General features: G+C 31.3%; 15 protein-coding genes. 1 reads left to right on the top strand and 14 read right to left on the bottom strand.

Annotated elements, in window-relative coordinates; genetic code table 11:
• Nucleotides 1-3: 3 nt before the first annotated feature.
• The 10 genes from mutL to HMPREF3131_RS09360 form a co-directional block, all read right to left on the bottom strand.
• Entirely contained in the window at nucleotides 4-2,028 is a 2,025-nt protein-coding gene (gene mutL, locus HMPREF3131_RS09405; protein WP_049379243.1) for a DNA mismatch repair endonuclease MutL, read from the bottom strand.
• 12 nt (nucleotides 2,029-2,040) lie between these two features.
• Nucleotides 2,041-4,662, bottom strand: a complete 2,622-nt coding sequence (gene mutS / locus HMPREF3131_RS09400) for a DNA mismatch repair protein MutS (RefSeq protein WP_017174632.1) — start codon at nucleotides 4,660-4,662, stop codon at nucleotides 2,041-2,043.
• Between the two features lie 201 nt (nucleotides 4,663-4,863).
• Nucleotides 4,864-5,352 (bottom strand): energy coupling factor transporter S component ThiW, encoded by a 489-nt coding sequence (gene thiW, locus HMPREF3131_RS09395; protein ID WP_017174631.1) that lies wholly within the window; start codon nucleotides 5,350-5,352, stop codon nucleotides 4,864-4,866.
• A gap of 20 nt (nucleotides 5,353-5,372) precedes the next feature.
• Entirely contained in the window at nucleotides 5,373-5,741 is a 369-nt protein-coding gene (locus HMPREF3131_RS09390) for a YlbF/YmcA family competence regulator (protein WP_017174630.1), read from the bottom strand.
• 1 nt (nucleotide 5,742) lies between these two features.
• Nucleotides 5,743-7,287, bottom strand: coding sequence for a tRNA (N6-isopentenyl adenosine(37)-C2)-methylthiotransferase MiaB (miaB, locus tag HMPREF3131_RS09385; RefSeq protein WP_048681039.1), 1,545 nt, complete (start codon nucleotides 7,285-7,287; stop codon nucleotides 5,743-5,745).
• Between the two features lie 184 nt (nucleotides 7,288-7,471).
• Nucleotides 7,472-7,768 carry a thiamine-binding protein gene (locus HMPREF3131_RS09380; RefSeq protein WP_002448768.1) on the bottom strand — a complete coding sequence of 99 codons (297 nt, stop codon included), beginning with the start codon at nucleotides 7,766-7,768 and terminating at the stop codon, nucleotides 7,472-7,474.
• A gap of 63 nt (nucleotides 7,769-7,831) precedes the next feature.
• Nucleotides 7,832-8,452: a poly-gamma-glutamate hydrolase family protein gene (locus HMPREF3131_RS09375; RefSeq protein ID WP_017174628.1), complete on the bottom strand. Its 621-nt coding sequence runs from the start codon at nucleotides 8,450-8,452 to the stop codon at nucleotides 7,832-7,834.
• A gap of 146 nt (nucleotides 8,453-8,598) precedes the next feature.
• Complete coding sequence (locus HMPREF3131_RS09370) at nucleotides 8,599-9,465, bottom strand: 2-oxoacid:ferredoxin oxidoreductase subunit beta (RefSeq protein ID WP_017174627.1); 867 nt, start codon at nucleotides 9,463-9,465, stop codon at nucleotides 8,599-8,601.
• Complete coding sequence (locus HMPREF3131_RS09365; RefSeq protein WP_070436714.1) at nucleotides 9,466-11,226, bottom strand: 2-oxoacid:acceptor oxidoreductase subunit alpha; 1,761 nt, start codon at nucleotides 11,224-11,226, stop codon at nucleotides 9,466-9,468.
• A 109-nt stretch (nucleotides 11,227-11,335) separates the two neighbouring features.
• Nucleotides 11,336-12,130, bottom strand: a complete 795-nt coding sequence (locus tag HMPREF3131_RS09360; protein WP_017174625.1) for a TIGR00282 family metallophosphoesterase — start codon at nucleotides 12,128-12,130, stop codon at nucleotides 11,336-11,338.
• Nucleotides 12,131-12,283: 153 nt separating this feature from the next.
• Between HMPREF3131_RS09360 and HMPREF3131_RS09355 the strand changes: the two genes are divergently transcribed.
• Nucleotides 12,284-12,499: a hypothetical protein gene (locus HMPREF3131_RS09355; RefSeq protein WP_002448781.1), complete on the top strand. Its 216-nt coding sequence runs from the start codon at nucleotides 12,284-12,286 to the stop codon at nucleotides 12,497-12,499.
• Nucleotides 12,500-12,572: 73 nt separating this feature from the next.
• Here the strand turns inward: HMPREF3131_RS09355 and rny are convergent, their stop codons facing one another.
• The 4 genes from rny to pgsA form a co-directional block, all read right to left on the bottom strand.
• A complete protein-coding gene (gene rny, locus HMPREF3131_RS09350) occupies nucleotides 12,573-14,132 on the bottom strand; it encodes a ribonuclease Y (protein WP_070436712.1) in 1,560 nt (519 codons plus the stop codon).
• Between the two features lie 263 nt (nucleotides 14,133-14,395).
• The gene (gene recA / locus HMPREF3131_RS09345) at nucleotides 14,396-15,442 is read right to left on the bottom strand and encodes a recombinase RecA (RefSeq protein WP_002448773.1); all 1,047 of its coding nucleotides are present in this window, start codon (nucleotides 15,440-15,442) and stop codon (nucleotides 14,396-14,398) included.
• 175 nt (nucleotides 15,443-15,617) lie between these two features.
• Nucleotides 15,618-16,757, bottom strand: coding sequence for a CinA family nicotinamide mononucleotide deamidase-related protein (locus HMPREF3131_RS09340; protein ID WP_019835105.1), 1,140 nt, complete (start codon nucleotides 16,755-16,757; stop codon nucleotides 15,618-15,620).
• A gap of 132 nt (nucleotides 16,758-16,889) precedes the next feature.
• The gene (gene pgsA / locus HMPREF3131_RS09335) at nucleotides 16,890-17,465 is read right to left on the bottom strand and encodes a CDP-diacylglycerol--glycerol-3-phosphate 3-phosphatidyltransferase (protein WP_017174623.1); all 576 of its coding nucleotides are present in this window, start codon (nucleotides 17,463-17,465) and stop codon (nucleotides 16,890-16,892) included.
• Between the last annotated feature and the right edge of the window lie 13 nt (nucleotides 17,466-17,478).

Genomic DNA, 17,478 nt, shown 5'->3' with positions numbered 1-17,478 from the left:
CTTCTACATTACTCGTTTAAATAATTTCTCTAATTCATAATTTGAAAAGTTAATAATAATTGGTCTACCATGAGGACAAGTAAATGGATCTTCCGCTTCTCTTAATTGATCAATTAAATCTGCCATTTCATTCTTTTTTAAATAATGATTTGCTTTAATTGACTTCTTACAACTCATCATAATAGCTGCGTCTTCACGCATTTTTTTAACGTCAATTTTTTTATGATTTAATACGAGTTCAATCATATCTTTAATAATTTCCTCTGCTTCCACTTTAGGAAACCATACTGGATAACTATTTACAATATAGTCATATCCACCAAAATGTTCTAAATGGACCCCTACTTTATCAAGTTCTTCTCGATATTGATCAATAATTAATTGCTCGTCTTTTGAGAAGTGAAATGTTAAAGGAATTAACAAATCTTGTACTTCATTTGATACTTCGCCTATCTTTTCTCTGAAATATTCGTATTTAATACGTTCTTGTGCAGCATGTTGATCTATCATAAACATTCCATTTTCATTTTGAGCAATAATATAGGTACCGTGTACTTGGCCAACTACTTCCATATATGGCACACGTCGAGACGGTGTTGAACTTACTTTACCTTTAATATCTTGTTCTTCTTGATTTGTAACATTCTCTTGAAAGTCATCATTTTCATCATAATTATAAATATTGGTTTCATCATGTCGAGTGTTATCGATTGAAGATTCGGCACGATCTAAACTATTTAAAATATCTTTTTGAATGTCGAAGTAATCTTTATCCATACTACGTTTATTATTATAGACACTAGAATTTTCGTTATCTTCTCTAGTGTAAGAATCATCAGAGGTATGTGCTTCATCATATTGATGACTTATTGTTGAAAAGATATTGTTAGTCGAAATGTTGGGGTCATTTTTATTTTCTAATTGTTTTGTCTCATTTGAAATATTTTGTTGTTTTTGTTCAAAATCGATTTTTTGTTGTTCAAATGTATGCAATACTTTATTTTTTTTAGGTGTTCGATCTAAATCGTTTTTAGGAATTAATATTCTATCTTTAAATGCATGTCTAATTTTTTCAATAATTAAATTATAAAGTTGTTCTTCTTTTGAAAGTCTAACTTCAAGTTTCGTTGGATGCACATTGACATCTACTAAAATTGGATCCATTTCTATATTGATATAGCAAATAGGGTAACGACCTATGGTTAGAAGTGTATGATATCCTTCAGTAATAGCTTTATTTAAAGCGAAATTTTTGATATATCGACCATTAATAAAAATTGAAATATAATGTTTATTACTACGAGAATGTTCCGGTTTAGCAACAAATCCTTCTAAATGATAGTCACTAGTATCGCCAGAAATGTGAACTAAATCTTTTGCAACTTTAATACCATATATTTCAGCCATCACTTCATTTGTTCTTCCAGAACCATTCGTTTTTAACATCGTTTTTCCATCAGATATAAGTGAAAAGCGAATGTTTGGATGACTCATTGCCATTCGATTAACAATATCTGTAATTTTTCCTAATTCTGTATATAAACTTTTAATATATTTTAACCGAGCTGGCGTATTATAAAATAATGATTCTACTTTAATATCTGTTCCTTTTTTGGCTTTTGCTGGTTTTTGAGATAATATTTCACCATTTTCAGCATAAATTTCGTGACCATTTTCATTATCTGTACACGTTTTAAGTGTCACTTTAGCTACAGATGAAATACTGGCCAGTGCTTCACCTCGAAACCCTAATGTTCTGATATGAAACAAATCGTCATCATCATTTATTTTACTGGTAGCATGGCGATGAAAAACAAGTTGCAAATCATCTTGCTCAATTCCAGTTCCATTGTCGACTACACGAATTGAGGAAATACCTGATTGTTCTACTTCTATATTAATTTCAGTCGCCTTAGCATCAATTGCATTTTCAAGTAATTCTTTTACTACTGAACTAGGACGTTCAACCACTTCTCCTGCAGCAATTTTATTTGCTAAAGATGTTTGTAATTCTTTAATTTTACCCATGTATTAACACCTCTATCTTAACTGATTTTGTAATTCGCTTAACTTAAGTAATGCTTCAATAGGTGTCATATTTGAAATATTTAAATTTTTAATTTGTGCTTCTATTTCACTTTGTGTTTCATTCGAATTAAATAAGTCAAAACTTGTTTGTTCAAACACATCTGTTTGTTTAATAGTTGAGTGTTCTTCCTTATTATTTAAATGATTCTTATTTTCAATATCTTTAGAGTTGTCATTATAATGTTGACGATGGACATTCTCATCTAATACTCCATTTTGTTCAAACGCATTTAAAATAACTTGAGCTCTTTCAATTACTTTCTCAGGAAGATTTGCTAATTTAGCAACTTGAATACCATAACTATCATCAACGGCACCCTCTTTAACTTTATGAAGGAAAATAAGTTCACCTTGATACTCATCTGCTGCTACATGTACATTTTTTAAACTAGATAGCTGTTGATCTAATGTTGTTAATTCATGATAATGGGTTGAAAAAAGCGTCTTAGCATGTGATGTTTCAGATACATATTCAATCATAGCTTGCGCTAGAGATAAGCCATCATATGTTGACGTTCCTCGTCCGATTTCATCAAAGATGATTAAACTATCTGCTGTTGCGTATGTTAATGCTTTTTGTGCTTCTAGCATTTCAACCATAAAGGTACTTTTACCGGATACTAAATCATCTGCTGCACCAATTCTTGTAAAAATTTGATCAAAAATCGGTAATATTGCATTATCACATGGTACATAAGCTCCCATTTGTGCCATGATACTAATGATTGCCACTTGTCGCATATAAGTTGATTTACCGGACATATTTGGGCCAGTAATCAAATAAATAAAGTTATTTTGATCAAGATAACAATCATTTGGTACATAATCATTATAATCCATCACACGTTCTACAACAGGATGTCTAGAATTTTCTAAGTTCAATGTTTTATCATCACTAAATTTTGGTCTAACATAGTTATATTTTTGTGCAATTTCTGCAAAACTTTGTAAACAATCAAGCTCTGATATCACTTTTGCTTGTCTTTGTAATCTTTCAGTATATGATTTAACATGCTCTCTCAATCGAATAAACAGTTGATATTCTAATTCAATTGCTTTATCTTCTGCACCTAAAATAATATCTTCTTTTTCTTTTAATTCGTCTGTAATAAATCTTTCTGCATTAGATAAAGTTTGTTTACGATGATAGCCATGCTCGCTTGGTTCGAATCCTTGAAGATTAGCACGTGTGATTTCAATAAAGTAACCAAAAACTTTATTGTAGCTAATTTTTAAAGATTTGATACCTGTTCTTTCACGTTCTTTCGCTTGAAGTTGTGCGAGCCAATCTTTTCCATTTTTAGATGCTTCTAAATACTCATCTAGTTGTTTACTGAATCCTTGTTTGAACAGCCCCCCATCTTTAACTGAAATAGGTGGTTCTTCTACTAAACTATCTTCCAAGACTGTCAGTAAATCTTCTAATGGTTCTAATGTGCTAAACTGCGTTGTTGTCACACTATTCATTTGTTCAAGAAGTGATTTAATATTTGGAATTTCAGAAATAGAATGTTTGAGTTGAATCAAATCACGAGCATTTACATTTCCATAACTTACTCGTCCTACTAATCTTTCAATATCATATACTTGATTAAGGTAACCTCTTAGAGTATCTCTTTCTATAAAATGATCAATAAATGATTCTACGATATCTAATCGTTGTTCAATATTGTCTTTATGAATAAGTGGGCGATCAATCCACTGTTTCAAGCGTCTTGCACCCATAGGTGTTTTTGTTTCATCCATTAACCATAACAATGTTCCTTTTTTACTTTTTAAACGTATGCTTTCAGTAAGCTCTAAATTGCGTTTTGCATAATAATCCATTTTCATAAAGTCAATCGCCGCATAGGTTATCACGTCTTCAATATGAGACAAATCTCTTTTTTGAGTATGATGAATATAATCTAACAATAATTGTGTTGTCAAAAACATTAAATTATTTTCTAATGTATTGACACTATATTCCATATCAGAAATTTCTTCTCTAACTGTAATCGTTTCTGTAGTAAGTGAAATTTGTTTTTTTAAATCTTCATTTATGTCTTCTCGTACTACAATTTCATTTGGGTTAATCGTAATGATTTCATTAATTAACGTGCTTTCATCTTCAAAATTGGTAGCTTTTAATTCACCAGTAGAAACATCACAATAACTTAATGCGTATCCATTTTCATTCTGAATGAAGCTAAGAATATAATTATTTTGATTTTCATCCATTCCGCCTTGTTCCATCATTGTTCCAGGTGTGACTACTTTAACTACTTCTCTTTTAACCATGCCTTTAGTTTGTTTTGGATCTTCCATCTGTTCACAAATAGCAACTTTATATCCATTGTTAATAAGTGTTTCAATATAGCTATTTGCTGAGTGATACGGAACACCACACATTGGAATTGGATTTTCTTTTTTAGCATCTCTTTTAGTTAAAGTAATTTCTAATACTCTAGATGCTTCTTTAGCATCTTCAAAGAACATTTCATAAAAATCACCTAATCTAAAAAACAATAAGCAATCTTGATATTGAGATTTTATTTTTAAATATTGTTGCATCATAGGTGTCACATTAGCCATATTTTTTTCACAACCTTACTGATATATACTTGTTTCTCACATTTTAACTTGTATATTTTAACATATGTCATACTGAAGCGCTCGTTATCTAAATTAGAATATTATTCTACAACTTAAAAATAAAAGATTATCATCTCTTTATTCCGCTTAATAAACACTAAACTTATTAAGCATATGAAATGATAATCTTAAATAAAATATTTATTTGAATTTATCTAATAATCCACGTTTTTTTAACACTATAAGTAAGATATAACTAATCGCCGCACCAAGGAAACTTGAAACTAAAAATACAAGCATTAATGGTTTGATAAAGAAATGTTGCAAACCTAATATCCAAGATAGTGGAATGCACATTAAACTACCAATGATTCCAGTTCCAATCACTTCTCCAACTGCAGCCATAAATATGTGCTTTCTATACATATAGAAGATGCTAGCTAGAAACACACCAATCATACTACCAGGAAAGGCAAATGCACTGCCAGTTCCAAATATTATTCTTATTAAAGAAGAAATCAAAGCCTGTGCTAAACCATACCATGGTCCTACAAAAACAGCACATAGTACATTTACAAAATGTTGTACTGGGGCTGCTTTTACTGGACCTAAAGGTATAATAATAAAACTACTAAATACGACATTAAAAGCAATGAGTAAAGCTGTAATGGTAAGTTTTTTAGTTTTCATCTTTGAATATTCCCTTCTGTTTATGAGTCATGATGTGCTTTTTCATTATGCTTATTTAAACTTTGTTCCATAGTAGAAACCATCAATTGCAACAACTCATTTGCTTCAAATTGCGCTGACCGAAACTCTTCAACAATAGGTAATGCATTGATTTCTTTTTCAAGTTGAGAAATTTCTTTTTCAGATTTTTGATAAGCCTGATGCTTGCCATAATTTTGAAAATTTACTGACTGTTTTTGTTGCAATTTTAATTGTTTCATTTTTTGGTCAATTGATGAATTCTCATGAATTTGTTGCTCTACATTTTGATATTGTTTAATCAATTCTAGTCCCTTTATTTTGTTCGATACACTATCTGCTTGTTTTAGAATATCTTCTTTCTCATACATATTAATTAGTCACCATAACTTGATTATGAAAATGTAAAAATTCACCATTTAATGAGTATTGTTTTGCTTCTTTAACTTTAACATCAACAAGTTGACCAATGGCTTCACGTGGTCCTTTAAAGTTAACTAATTTATTTTTTTCAGTATAACCTGCTAGAACTGTTTCATCTTTTTTACTTGTTCCTTCACATAAAACAGTAACAACTTGTCCTTCATAATGTTGCATTGCTTTTTCTGAATATTGACCAACTTTTTTATTTAAACGTTGCAAGCGATCTTTTTTCACTTCAGTTGGAACATTATCTTTCATTTTAGCAGCAGGCGTACCATCTCTTTGTGAATACAAATACGTATAAGCATGTTCAAATTGAACTTCATCGTATAATGAAAGTGTTTCTTCAAATTGTTCTTCTGTTTCGTTAGGATATCCTACTATTATGTCAGTAGTAAGGGCGACATTAGGAATAGCTTCTTTAATTCTATCAACTAAATCCAAGTAACTTTCACGTGAATATTTACGTCCCATTATTTTTAATACAGCATTATTTCCAGATTGCACAGGTAAATGAATGTGAGGAACGATATTTCCACCTTTTGCAATCACTTCAATCATTCTATCTGTAAAATCCCAAGGATGACTCGTTGTAAAACGTACACGTGGAATGTCAATTTTAGAAATATCCTCTAATAAATCACCTAGACCATAATCTAAATCTTTAATATCTTTTCCATATGAATTAACGTTTTGTCCTAGAAGCGTAATTTCCTTATAACCTTCACGAGCGAGACATCGAACTTCTTCAATGATATCTTGTGGTCTACGACTGCGTTCTTTTCCTCGTGTAAAAGGTACAATACAATATGTACAGAATTTATCACATCCATACATAATATTAACCCATGCTTTTGTACTTCCTTCACGCACTTTAGGTAGGTTTTCAATAACGTCGCCTTCTTTAGACCAAACCTCAACGACCATGGCTTTTGATAAATATGCTTCTTCTAAAATTTCAGGTAATTTATGGATATTATGCGTTCCAAAAATCATATCCACATTTTGATATGATTTTAAGATTTTATTTACAACAGATTCTTCTTGTGACATACAACCGCATACACCAATTAATGTTTCAGGTCTATTTTTCTTTAAATGTTTTAAATTACCTATTTCACTAAATACTTTATTTTCAGCATTTTCACGAATAGCACATGTATTAATTAATATAACATCCGCTTCATTAATATCATCAGTTGCTTGATAGTCTAAAGCTTGCAAAATTCCTGCCATTACTTCAGTATCATGTGCATTCATTTGACAACCATATGTTTTAATTAAAAATGTTCGTCCTTTCCCCATACCTTTATATTTATCTTCAATATGAAAATCTCGATTATATTGAACATCTTGTTTACCACGCTTTTTTGCTTCTTTAAGATTAGGTGGTTGATAAACATGTTCGAAATATTTACTATAGTCTTTTTCTGCTTTTTTATTACGTTCGTTTAAAATATCTATCGTACCAGCTTTTCTTTGCTCTTCATTCACTTTACAAAAATCCTTTCTATATGCCCTAATATCATTAGTACATTATATTAAAATTAGCATTAAAGTGCAAAAAGAGTTTACAAATTAATATATTCTATTATTAAATATTGAATAAAAAAGTGGAATAGATGTCATATTGAATCTTACTCCACTTTAACTAAACTTCATTTAACTTTAACATATGTTATGCTTCATCATATTTACCAGTTAGAGTTTCAATAGATATCCCTTCTGGCACATGATAAAACTTCACTTGGCTAATAATACTAGGACATTCTAATTCAACCATTCTTTCATTCAATTTTTGAATTAAAATTAAGCATTCACTCATATCACCTTGGACAGTCGTTTCAAGAGGACCTACTCTGTAATGTAGCCCCGACTGATCGATAATTTTAATAGCTTCATCTACATAAGGAATAACATCATCATTATTAGGTGTTTTAGGAACTATTTGTACACTCATTAACGTATCTTGCATAAATTTCACCTCTATGATTTATTTATAATTTTATTTTATCATGATTATCTTTATAAATCTGAGTTATTCTATATTTTCTATTGCAGATTTTATGGCTTTTGCAAAGTCGTACATTAATTTATCCCAATTTGACTGATTTTCTCTACTTTTTCGATTTATTTTATTATTTTTGAAAAAAGCCTTACGTAATGAGGTAGTTAACTCAATTTGTACACCTCTACCTCTAGTTGTACAATTAACAATATTATTATCCTGTTGACCTGAAATATGGCTTGGTGCTTCTTTTGCTTTTATACCAATATGATTTAATTGTTCTTTGATGAGTGATTTTAGACGTTCATCTTTTCCACCAACATAAGCAATGCTCTCGTTCCCTTCACAACCATGAATAGCAATAGCTTGGTTACTTTCAGTTACCAGATTCATTGCATCTTTATTATCATAACGTGTAGAAGTTACGTGCAATTCTTTATTTCCTTTACTACGTAAACCTTCGAAAATAAAGTAATTATATCCTCCTTCATCAGCAATTATACTTGCTAATTCAGTTGTAGCAGGTTCAATGCCTCCACCATGAATTGCTAATATTGAAACACTACTATTTCGATTTCTAGTTATTATTTTCCAGTCTTCATTTTCTATCGTTTCTTTTTCCAATTCTTGCATTGATTTAAATTTGTCCAACATCCCCACTCCTTTTATTTACTATATTATTTTCTTCCCTAATAAAAATAAATAAATGAAGTTTAACAAGATTTTTATAAATTTAAACTTAAATTAAAAGACATTCTTGAAGTCATATGATACTTTCAAGAATGCCTTTAAAAAAATTATACAAATTGAGCAGTTAAGTCATTAAACTCTTGTTCAGAAAGACGGATATCTCTTTTAGTTAATGCACTTTCATCTAATTCTTCAATTTGTGATTCATATGAAGGTGTTGTTGTGTCTTGATATACAATACCTTTAACTAGTGATTCATGTTCTAATACAGTTTTCATCGCTAATTGTTTATCTGTTGGATCATAATTTTCAATATCTTCTATACTAGTTAAGTGTTCTTTAAACCAATCATACGTATTCACTTTATTATATGTTACACATGGAGAAAACACATTTACAAATGAAAAACCATCATGATTAATTGCATCTTCAATTAATTTCGTCAATGCTTTAATATCACTTGAAAAACCTTGTGCTACAAATGTAGCACCTGATGATAGTGCTAATTCTAATGGCGCAACATTTTTTTCTATATTTCCTTTAGGTGTTGATTTAGTTACAAATCCAACAGCAGAAGATGGGGACGTTTGACCTTTAGTTAGGCCATAAATTTGGTTATCCATAACAATATAAGTAATATTCATATTGCGACGTAATGCATGAATTGTATGACCCATGCCAATCGCATAACCATCTCCGTCGCCACCTGAAGCAATGACTGTTAAGTCTTTATTAGCCATTTTCACTCCCTGTGCAAGAGGTAATGCACGACCATGAATACCATGTACCCCATAAGAGTTAATATAACCTGATAAACGACCTGAACAACCTATTCCAGTAATTAATGCCACTTCTTCAGGTTCTAAACCTAAATTTGCTGCCGCTTTTTGGATTGCAGCTTGTACTGAAAAGTCTCCACACCCTGGGCACCAGTTTGGCTTCACACTGTTTCTAAAATCTTTAAATGTAGCCAATTACATCATCTCCTTCATATCTTTAGCTACTGAAAGTCCTTTTTCTTCTATTTCATGTGGTAAAAAAGGTGTACCATCATATTTAGTTTGATTAACTAATTTGTCTTGAATGGCAGTATTCATTTTTAAGATATTTGATAATTGGCCTTGATAGTTATGCTCAGCTACTATGACGCTTGAAGCTTTATCAATAGCTTGTTGAATAATATCTTTTGGTAATGGGTGAAGTTGGCGAATTTGCATCGTATTAACTTTAATACCATTATTATTTAATCGTTTACTTCCTTCTTCAATTGCACCTTTACTTGAAATAAATCCAATATATAAAATATCTGCTTTCTCATGTTTCTCATCATAATCAACAGGTGTTTCAATAAGTAAGTTCGCAGTTTTACTCATACGTTTTTCCATTTGTTCACGTCTGTTGTCAGCAGCTTCACTTGGCTTACCTTCTTGATTATGTTCAACACCAGTAACATGGTGAATACCACCTTTAACACCAGGGATTGGACGTTGTGAAATTCCAGATGTTGTAAGTGCATAACGTTTAAAGTATGATCTATCACCTTCATCACGTTCAATATCTGATTGAATAAGCTCTCCACGTTTAATTTGAATTCTATTGTAATCGAGTTGTTTTACTGTTTGTTTACCTAATGACAATTGCAAATCGCTTAATACGATAACTGGACATTGATATTCTTCAGCTAAATTAAAAGCTTCCATAGTTAAATAAAAAGCATCTTCAGCATCAGTTGGTGCTACTACTATCTTAGGAATATCTCCATGTGTTCCATATATCATTTGCATTAAATCTGACTGTTCTTGTTTTGTAGGTAATCCAGTTGAAGGGCCTCCACGTTGCGTATTAACAATAACTAGTGGTGTTTCAGTCATACCTGATAAACCAATGGCTTCCATCATTAAAGATAAACCTGGTCCCGCACTCGCAGTAAATGCTCTAACTCCTGCATAGTTCGCACCAATTGCCATATTCGCTGCAGCAATTTCATCTTCAGTTTGTACTACAGTTCCTCCTACTTTTGGAACATTTGCAATCATATACTCCATAATTTCTGAAGCGGGCGTAATTGGATAAGCTGCCATAAATCTTGAACCAGCCGAAATCGCGCCTAATCCAATTGCATCGTTACCAATCATGTATAAATGTGGTGTACCCTCACTATCTTCTAGTAAATAATCACCATTTACTGTATCTAATTTATCCTTCATCAACTCATAACCCTGATGAAGCGCTTCTATATTCATTTCAACAACTTTTTGACCTTTTTTAGTAAACATATTTGTAATTAACGTTTTGAAAGTTGTTGTATCTAATTTCATTACTGCGCAAGTTGCACCAATCGCTACCATATTTTTCATCAGTGCAGTACCTAATTCTTTAGCTGTTAATGTTAACGGTAATTCAATCAGTTGAGCGCGACAATGTTCTGGTTTAGAAGGTTTAGCTTTAGCATCTGCAATAATAATACTATCTTCTCTCATTTCATGATGATTTAATTCAATTGTCTCTTGATCAAATGCAACTAAAATATCTAAATCATCACTAATTGCATGAACTGGAGAAGTTGAGACTCTTATTTTATTATTTGTATGACCGCCTTTAATTCGGCTTGAGAAATGTCGATATCCATATAAATAATAACCTTTTCGATTCATTGCAGTAGCAAATATTTCTCCAGTTGACTCAATACCTTCACCTTGTTGTCCGCCCACTTTCCATGATATTTGTGGTTTCATATCATTAGCCTCCTGTGGAATTAATTCATACTAAATCATAACAAAAATAACCACCGTCTTACTATGTCAACAGTGGCTTTTATTTAAATTCATACTAATGGACTATACACTATTTATCAAAAGGATGATCCTCATTGATTAAAATGCGTTCTATGAGTTTGGTTCTTCCATTTTTATCTAAATCTATAATAACACCTGAAAGTACACTTCTACCATTATCAGGCACTACATGTCGTTGTGGCAAACTTGTAATAAAACGCTTAATAACTTCCTCGCGATTAATCCCTAGTATTCCATCATAATAACCAGTCATACCTACATCTGTAATATAGCCTGTACCATTGGGCAAAATACGCTCATCAGATGTTTGAATATGAGTATGTGTGCCTACAACAGCGCTGACTCTTCCATCTAAATACCAACCCATTGCATTTTTCTCTGAAGTAGTTTCTGCATGAAAATCTACAAAAATATAATTAGTTTCTTTTTTAGCTTCTTCAATCAATTGATCTGCTTTTTTAAATGGATCATCAATATCTTGCATAAATGAACGTCCTTGCAAGTTAATGATGGCAACTTTAATATCATTAACCTGAATAAAACGCATGCCAACACCTGGCGCTTCACTCGGAAAATTAGCAGGTCTTATCATTCTTTTAGCATCATCAATAAAGTCATAAATTTCTCTTTGACCATAAGTATGATTACCCATTGTCATAAAATCCACGCCATCTCTAAGCAATTGTTTATATAATTTTTCAGTTAAACCTTTTCCATGAGCAGCATTTTCTGCATTAACAATGCTCAACGTAGGCTTATAAGCTTGCTTTAATTTAGGCAAATATTCAGCAATGGTATTTCTCCCTACTTTTCCTACGATATCTCCAATAAATAAAATTCGCATTAATGTTCATCCTCTCACAATATAGTGTAATTGAAATAACTATATAATTAAAGGTAGAGTTTCATATTTTTTAAAATTACACAGTCTTAACTTTAGCATGCATACAGCATATGTTATTATAATATTATAAAAATTTAGGAGTTGTATAATTAAATGTCTATTAATATCGATCCAGAAAAATTTGCAGAACTAGTTGTAAAAGCAAACCCATCAAAATCAGAAGATGCAGAAGATATGGCCAAAGAAAGCTTAGAATTATATATTAACGCATACCGTTTAGCAGAAAGATATTCTAATATTGCTACAAATTGTTATGATACAGCTGAAATTCTTTCTGAAATCAAAAAAACTGATTTACAACTTAAATAATGAAAAACCTGAGACATTTTAAATATGTCTCAGGTTTTTTAGTACTCAGTGAGTCCCTATTTAATTTTAAAAATTACTTCGCATACTCTACTGCTCTAGTCTCTCTAACAACTGTCACTTTAATATGTCCTGGATATTGTAATTCTTCTTCAATTTGATTTTTTATATCTCTAGCTAATCGGTAAGATTTTAAATCATCTATTTCTTCAGGAGAAACAATAACTCTAATCTCTCTACCAGCTTGAATTGCGAACGCTTTTTCAACACCTTCATAACTTTCTGAAAGAGTTTCTAAGCGTTCTAATCTACGAATATAATTTTCAAGTGTTTCTTTACGTGCTCCTGGACGCGCGGCCGATAATGCATCTGCAGCAGCTACTAGAATTGAAATTATAGATGTTGGTTCAACATCTCCATGATGTGAATGAATCGCATTAATAACAGTTTCAACTTCACCGTATTTTTTAGCTAATTCAACACCAATTTCAACATGGCTACCTTCAACTTCATGATCAATTGCTTTACCTACATCATGTAGTAATCCAGCTCTTTTTGCTAAACTAACATCCTCGCCTAATTCAGCAGCTAACATTCCAGAAAGATGTGCGACTTCCATAGAATGTTTTAAGACATTTTGGCCGTAACTTGTTCTATAGTTTAAACGGCCTAAAATTTTCACTAAATCTGGATGCATATTGTGAACATTGATTTCAAATGTTGCTTGTTCACCTGCATCTCTAATGATGTCATCTACTTCTTTTCTAGCTTTATCTACCATTTCTTCGATACGACCTGGATGAATTCTTCCATCAGAGACCAAATTCACTAATGCAGTCCTAGCGATTTCACGTCTAATTGGATCAAATCCAGATAAAATCACTGCTTCAGGAGTATCATCAATAATCAAGTCGATACCTGTTAACGTTTCTAAAGTACGAATATTTCTACCTTCTCTACCAATAATTCGACCTTTCATCTCATCATTTGGTAAATTAACTACTGAAACAGTAGATTCCGTTGTATGATCAGCAGCTAATCTTTGTACAGTAGTAGCTAACAATTCTTTTGCTGATTTGTTAACTTTTTCTTTAGCTTCTCTTTCTTTTTCCTTAACAAGCACTGCAATATCTTGTGACAGTTCTTCTTCCACTCTATGAAGTTGTTCATTAACTGCTTCCTCTTGAGTGAGACCGGAGATGCGTTCTAATTCTTGTTCATGCTTCATTATTAACGTCTGAACACTACTCTCTTTTGCATCTACTTGTTGTTGTCTTTCTTCAATTTTGGATTCTTTTTGATCTAAAATCTCATCTTTTTTATCCAATAATTCTGATTTACGATCTAAATTTTCCTCTTTTTGAAGATTTCGGGCTTCTTGTCTTTGAAGCTCACTACGTCTTTCACGTAGCTCTGTTTCAACTTGTTCTCTAATGATTTGATTTTCTTCTTTTGCCTCTAATAATTTCTCTTTTTTGATATTATCTGCTTCTTTTTGTCCTTGTTTGATAATATCATTAGCAGTTTGTCTAGCTTGAATTTGCTTTTGATGTAATATATTTCGGGCTAAAAAATACCCTACAACAACCCCTAGAATAATCCCCAGCAAAATGAGTAGGAGGTCTAATAAATTCACATAAACACCTCCTTTTTCTAGGTATTTGCTTGTATATTAAAATCTCTATGATTTTTTATAAATTGTATAAATAATATACATATTAATTGTACGTTTATGTACTCAGTAGTGTCAAGATATGAAATTTCACTTCAATTTCACTACACATACTTATAAAAGAAAGAGAGTGACATTGAATTCATTTCGAACTCATCATTCACTCTCACACAAAATAATTTTAATATTTTTAAGTATATTCTAGTTAAAGCATTAAAAATTTAACATTATTCTTCATCGAATAATGTTTGTGATGATTTATCTTCATTTTCTTCAACATCACCATCGAAAATGCCTAATTTTTCACGTAATTTGCGATCGATTTCATCTTTAATTTGAGGGTTTTCTTTAAGATATGTTTTAACATTTTCCTTACCTTGACCCATTCTCTCACCATTATATGAGTACCAAGCACCAGATTTATCGACAATATCATTTTCTACACCTAAGTCAATTAATTCGCCCTCTTTTGAAATACCTTGACCATACATGATATCTACTTCAGCAATTCTAAATGGTGGTGCTACTTTATTTTTAACAACTTTAATTTTAGTTCTGTTACCTACAATATCTTGACCTTGTTTTAATTGTTCTGCACGACGCACTTCTAAACGTACTGAGCTATAGAATTTTAATGCTCTACCACCTGGTGTAGTTTCTGGATTACCAAACATTACTCCAACTTTTTCACGAATTTGGTTAATAAATATAGCTGTAGTATTTGATTTTGAAATTGCACCTGAAAGTTTACGCAAAGCCTGAGACATTAAACGTGCTTGAAGACCAACATGTGTATCTCCCATTTCACCTTCAATTTCAGCTTTAGGAGTCAAAGCAGCAACTGAGTCTACAACAACAATGTCAACTGCTCCACTTCTTACGAAAGCTTCTGCTATTTCTAAACCTTGTTCACCATGGTCGGGTTGAGAAAGATATAAATTATCTATATCAACACCTAATGCTTCAGCATATACTGGATCAAGTGCATGTTCAGCATCGATAAACGCAGCAACGCCTCCATTTTTTTGTACTTCAGCAATGGCATGAAGTGCTACTGTTGTTTTACCGGAACTTTCAGGACCATATATTTCAATAATTCTTCCTTTAGGATAACCACCTACACCTAGTGCATTATCTAAAGTAACTGAACCACTTGATACACTAGATACACGACGACCTTTATTATCGCCTAATTTCATTACTGCACCCTTACCAAAGGATTTTTCCATATTTTTTATAACTGTATCTAAAGCTTTTTGACGATCATTATCCAAAGCGAAACCTCCTATATGAGATAGTTATCTATTTAATATTATATATATATTATACTCTTAACCATATTCAAACACAAGTATTTTGCGAATATTTGTTCGTATAAAAAAGAACAATGAATACAAAATCGAACAAATGTGCCCGAAAATTATAACCATTTTTTAATTTAAGTACATTTTAGTGCCAATTTAATAATCTTATTAATACATAATTTTGACTTCTGTTGGGCAGTATATTTCTTGATTGTGTTATCTTAAATGTAGTCATTTTAAAATCATCTTTTGTATTAATTGCTAGATAAACTTCCTCTTTCTCATGTAATATTGCTATACCCATTTCAGTTTTATATAAATCTTTTACATATGAAGAGGCGTCTCTTAATTGCATTTCAATACTTGAATGATGATTTAAAAATATATCATTATCTGGTAATATTCCTTTTAATATATTTTGTTTATCAAAGCGTTTTAAACGAGTATAAATCGCTCCATCCGTTACCCCGTCATATATACTTACTGTAGAATTCATTTGTTCCATTACAGATTGTTCTAACAATGTGTCATCTGAACCATAATAAAATTGACCAATTCGTTCTAGTATTTCTTCTTTTATAGGTTGAATCAATGTTTTACATTCACTTTGTGTAGAAGCATTTGCTGTTAATCTAATATATACTTCATGTTTCCCTGCTAACGGAGCTATCGTAGGATTAGTTTGTTTTTCAATTAAATCCATAAGTTCTGTTTCAACTTTCGATTCTCCAATTCCTGCAAATCTCAGTTGCTCTGAAAAAATAGTATTGTCATTATCTATAAGTAATGGAAGCAACTCATTTTTAGCCATAGGTTGCATTTCACTCGGAGGACCAGGTAACAGAATTACTTTTTTATTATCCATTTCAATAAACATACCTGGAGCCATACCATAATGATTTTTTAATACTTTCGCTCCCTCTACTACAAGTGCTTGTTGTTTATTATTAGGTGTCATTTCTTGCCCTTGTTCTTTGAAAAAATCTTCAATATAATTTAATGCTTCTTCATTAGTCACTAAGTTTTTATTTAATACTTTTGCTACTGTCTGTTTAGTTAAATCGTCTTTAGTTGGGCCCAATCCACCAGTGAGCACTAATGTGTCAAATCTTTTTAGTCCTTCTCTAATAATAAATTCTAAACGATCAGGATTATCACCGATAACTGTATGTTCAACTATATTCTTTCCAATTTGATTGAAAAGTTTTGATAAATATTGGCCATTTGTATTTGCTATTTGACCTAATAATAATTCTGAACCTACTGCTATGATAGATATATTCATATGTCCCTCTCCCTTATATAGTCTTAATTCATATTTTATACTTAATCTATTATATAATCTAAAAAATAACTCAAAAAAATGAGAGTCATTTTATGCGACTCTCATTACATTTCACTTTATTTGATTATACTTTTATTGCTTAAACACATCTCTACCTTTATAGAAATATTCAATTCCTGATAATATTGTAAAGAATACGCCAATGTATAATAATACTTGTCCTAATTGGAATCCAATCCAGTTTGAGAATAAATCACCAAGTAAAATCCAAATAATTGCTACCATTGTAACAGCTGTTTTAATTTTACCTAATTGGCCTGCTGCACTCACAAATCCTTGTTCAATTTGAAGTAAACGTAAACCTGTAACCGCAAACTCACGAGCAATGATAATAATTGCTACAACTGAATTAGTTAGCCCTAATTGAACCATAACAATAAGAGCACTAGAAACTAATAATTTATCCGCTAATGGATCTAAAAACTTACCCATATTTGTCACAAGTTGCCATTTTCTTGCTAAATAACCATCTAAAAAATCACTTAAAGAAGCTACAATAAAAATAATAGCAGCAATAAGTTGCTCTATTCTTATGTCATATCCACCTAATACAGATACACTTCCAAAACCAAAGTTTACTAGAGCAAATAATATAAATACTGGAATCAAAATCACTCTAAAAACTGTAATCTGGTTAGGTATATTCATTTTAATACCTCAT

The organism is Staphylococcus sp. HMSC14C01 (assembly GCF_001808085.1).
Lineage (GTDB): Bacteria > Bacillota > Bacilli > Staphylococcales > Staphylococcaceae > Staphylococcus > Staphylococcus hominis.
The sequence above is the reverse complement of the archived record's forward strand: the minus strand, read 5'-3'. Positions and strand labels throughout refer to the sequence as shown.

What these genes read in the sequence shown, in the direction of transcription:
- thiW (WP_017174631.1), bottom strand. Translation starts at nt 5,352, where the DNA reads ATGAAAACTAAAAAACTTACCATTACAGCTTTACTCATTGCTTTTAAT.
- HMPREF3131_RS09340 (WP_019835105.1), bottom strand. Translation starts at nt 16,757, where the DNA reads ATGAATATATCTATCATAGCAGTAGGTTCAGAATTATTATTAGGTCAA.
- HMPREF3131_RS09360 (WP_017174625.1), bottom strand. Translation starts at nt 12,130, where the DNA reads ATGCGAATTTTATTTATTGGAGATATCGTAGGAAAAGTAGGGAGAAAT.
- HMPREF3131_RS09390 (WP_017174630.1), bottom strand. Translation starts at nt 5,741, where the DNA reads ATGTATGAGAAAGAAGATATTCTAAAACAAGCAGATAGTGTATCGAAC.
- pgsA (WP_017174623.1), bottom strand. Translation starts at nt 17,465, where the DNA reads ATGAATATACCTAACCAGATTACAGTTTTTAGAGTGATTTTGATTCCA.
- HMPREF3131_RS09365 (WP_070436714.1), bottom strand. Translation starts at nt 11,226, where the DNA reads ATGAAACCACAAATATCATGGAAAGTGGGCGGACAACAAGGTGAAGGT.
- HMPREF3131_RS09355 (WP_002448781.1), top strand. Translation starts at nt 12,284, where the DNA reads ATGTCTATTAATATCGATCCAGAAAAATTTGCAGAACTAGTTGTAAAA.
- mutS (WP_017174632.1), bottom strand. Translation starts at nt 4,662, where the DNA reads ATGGCTAATGTGACACCTATGATGCAACAATATTTAAAAATAAAATCT.
- mutL (WP_049379243.1), bottom strand. Translation starts at nt 2,028, where the DNA reads ATGGGTAAAATTAAAGAATTACAAACATCTTTAGCAAATAAAATTGCT.
- HMPREF3131_RS09380 (WP_002448768.1), bottom strand. Translation starts at nt 7,768, where the DNA reads ATGCAAGATACGTTAATGAGTGTACAAATAGTTCCTAAAACACCTAAT.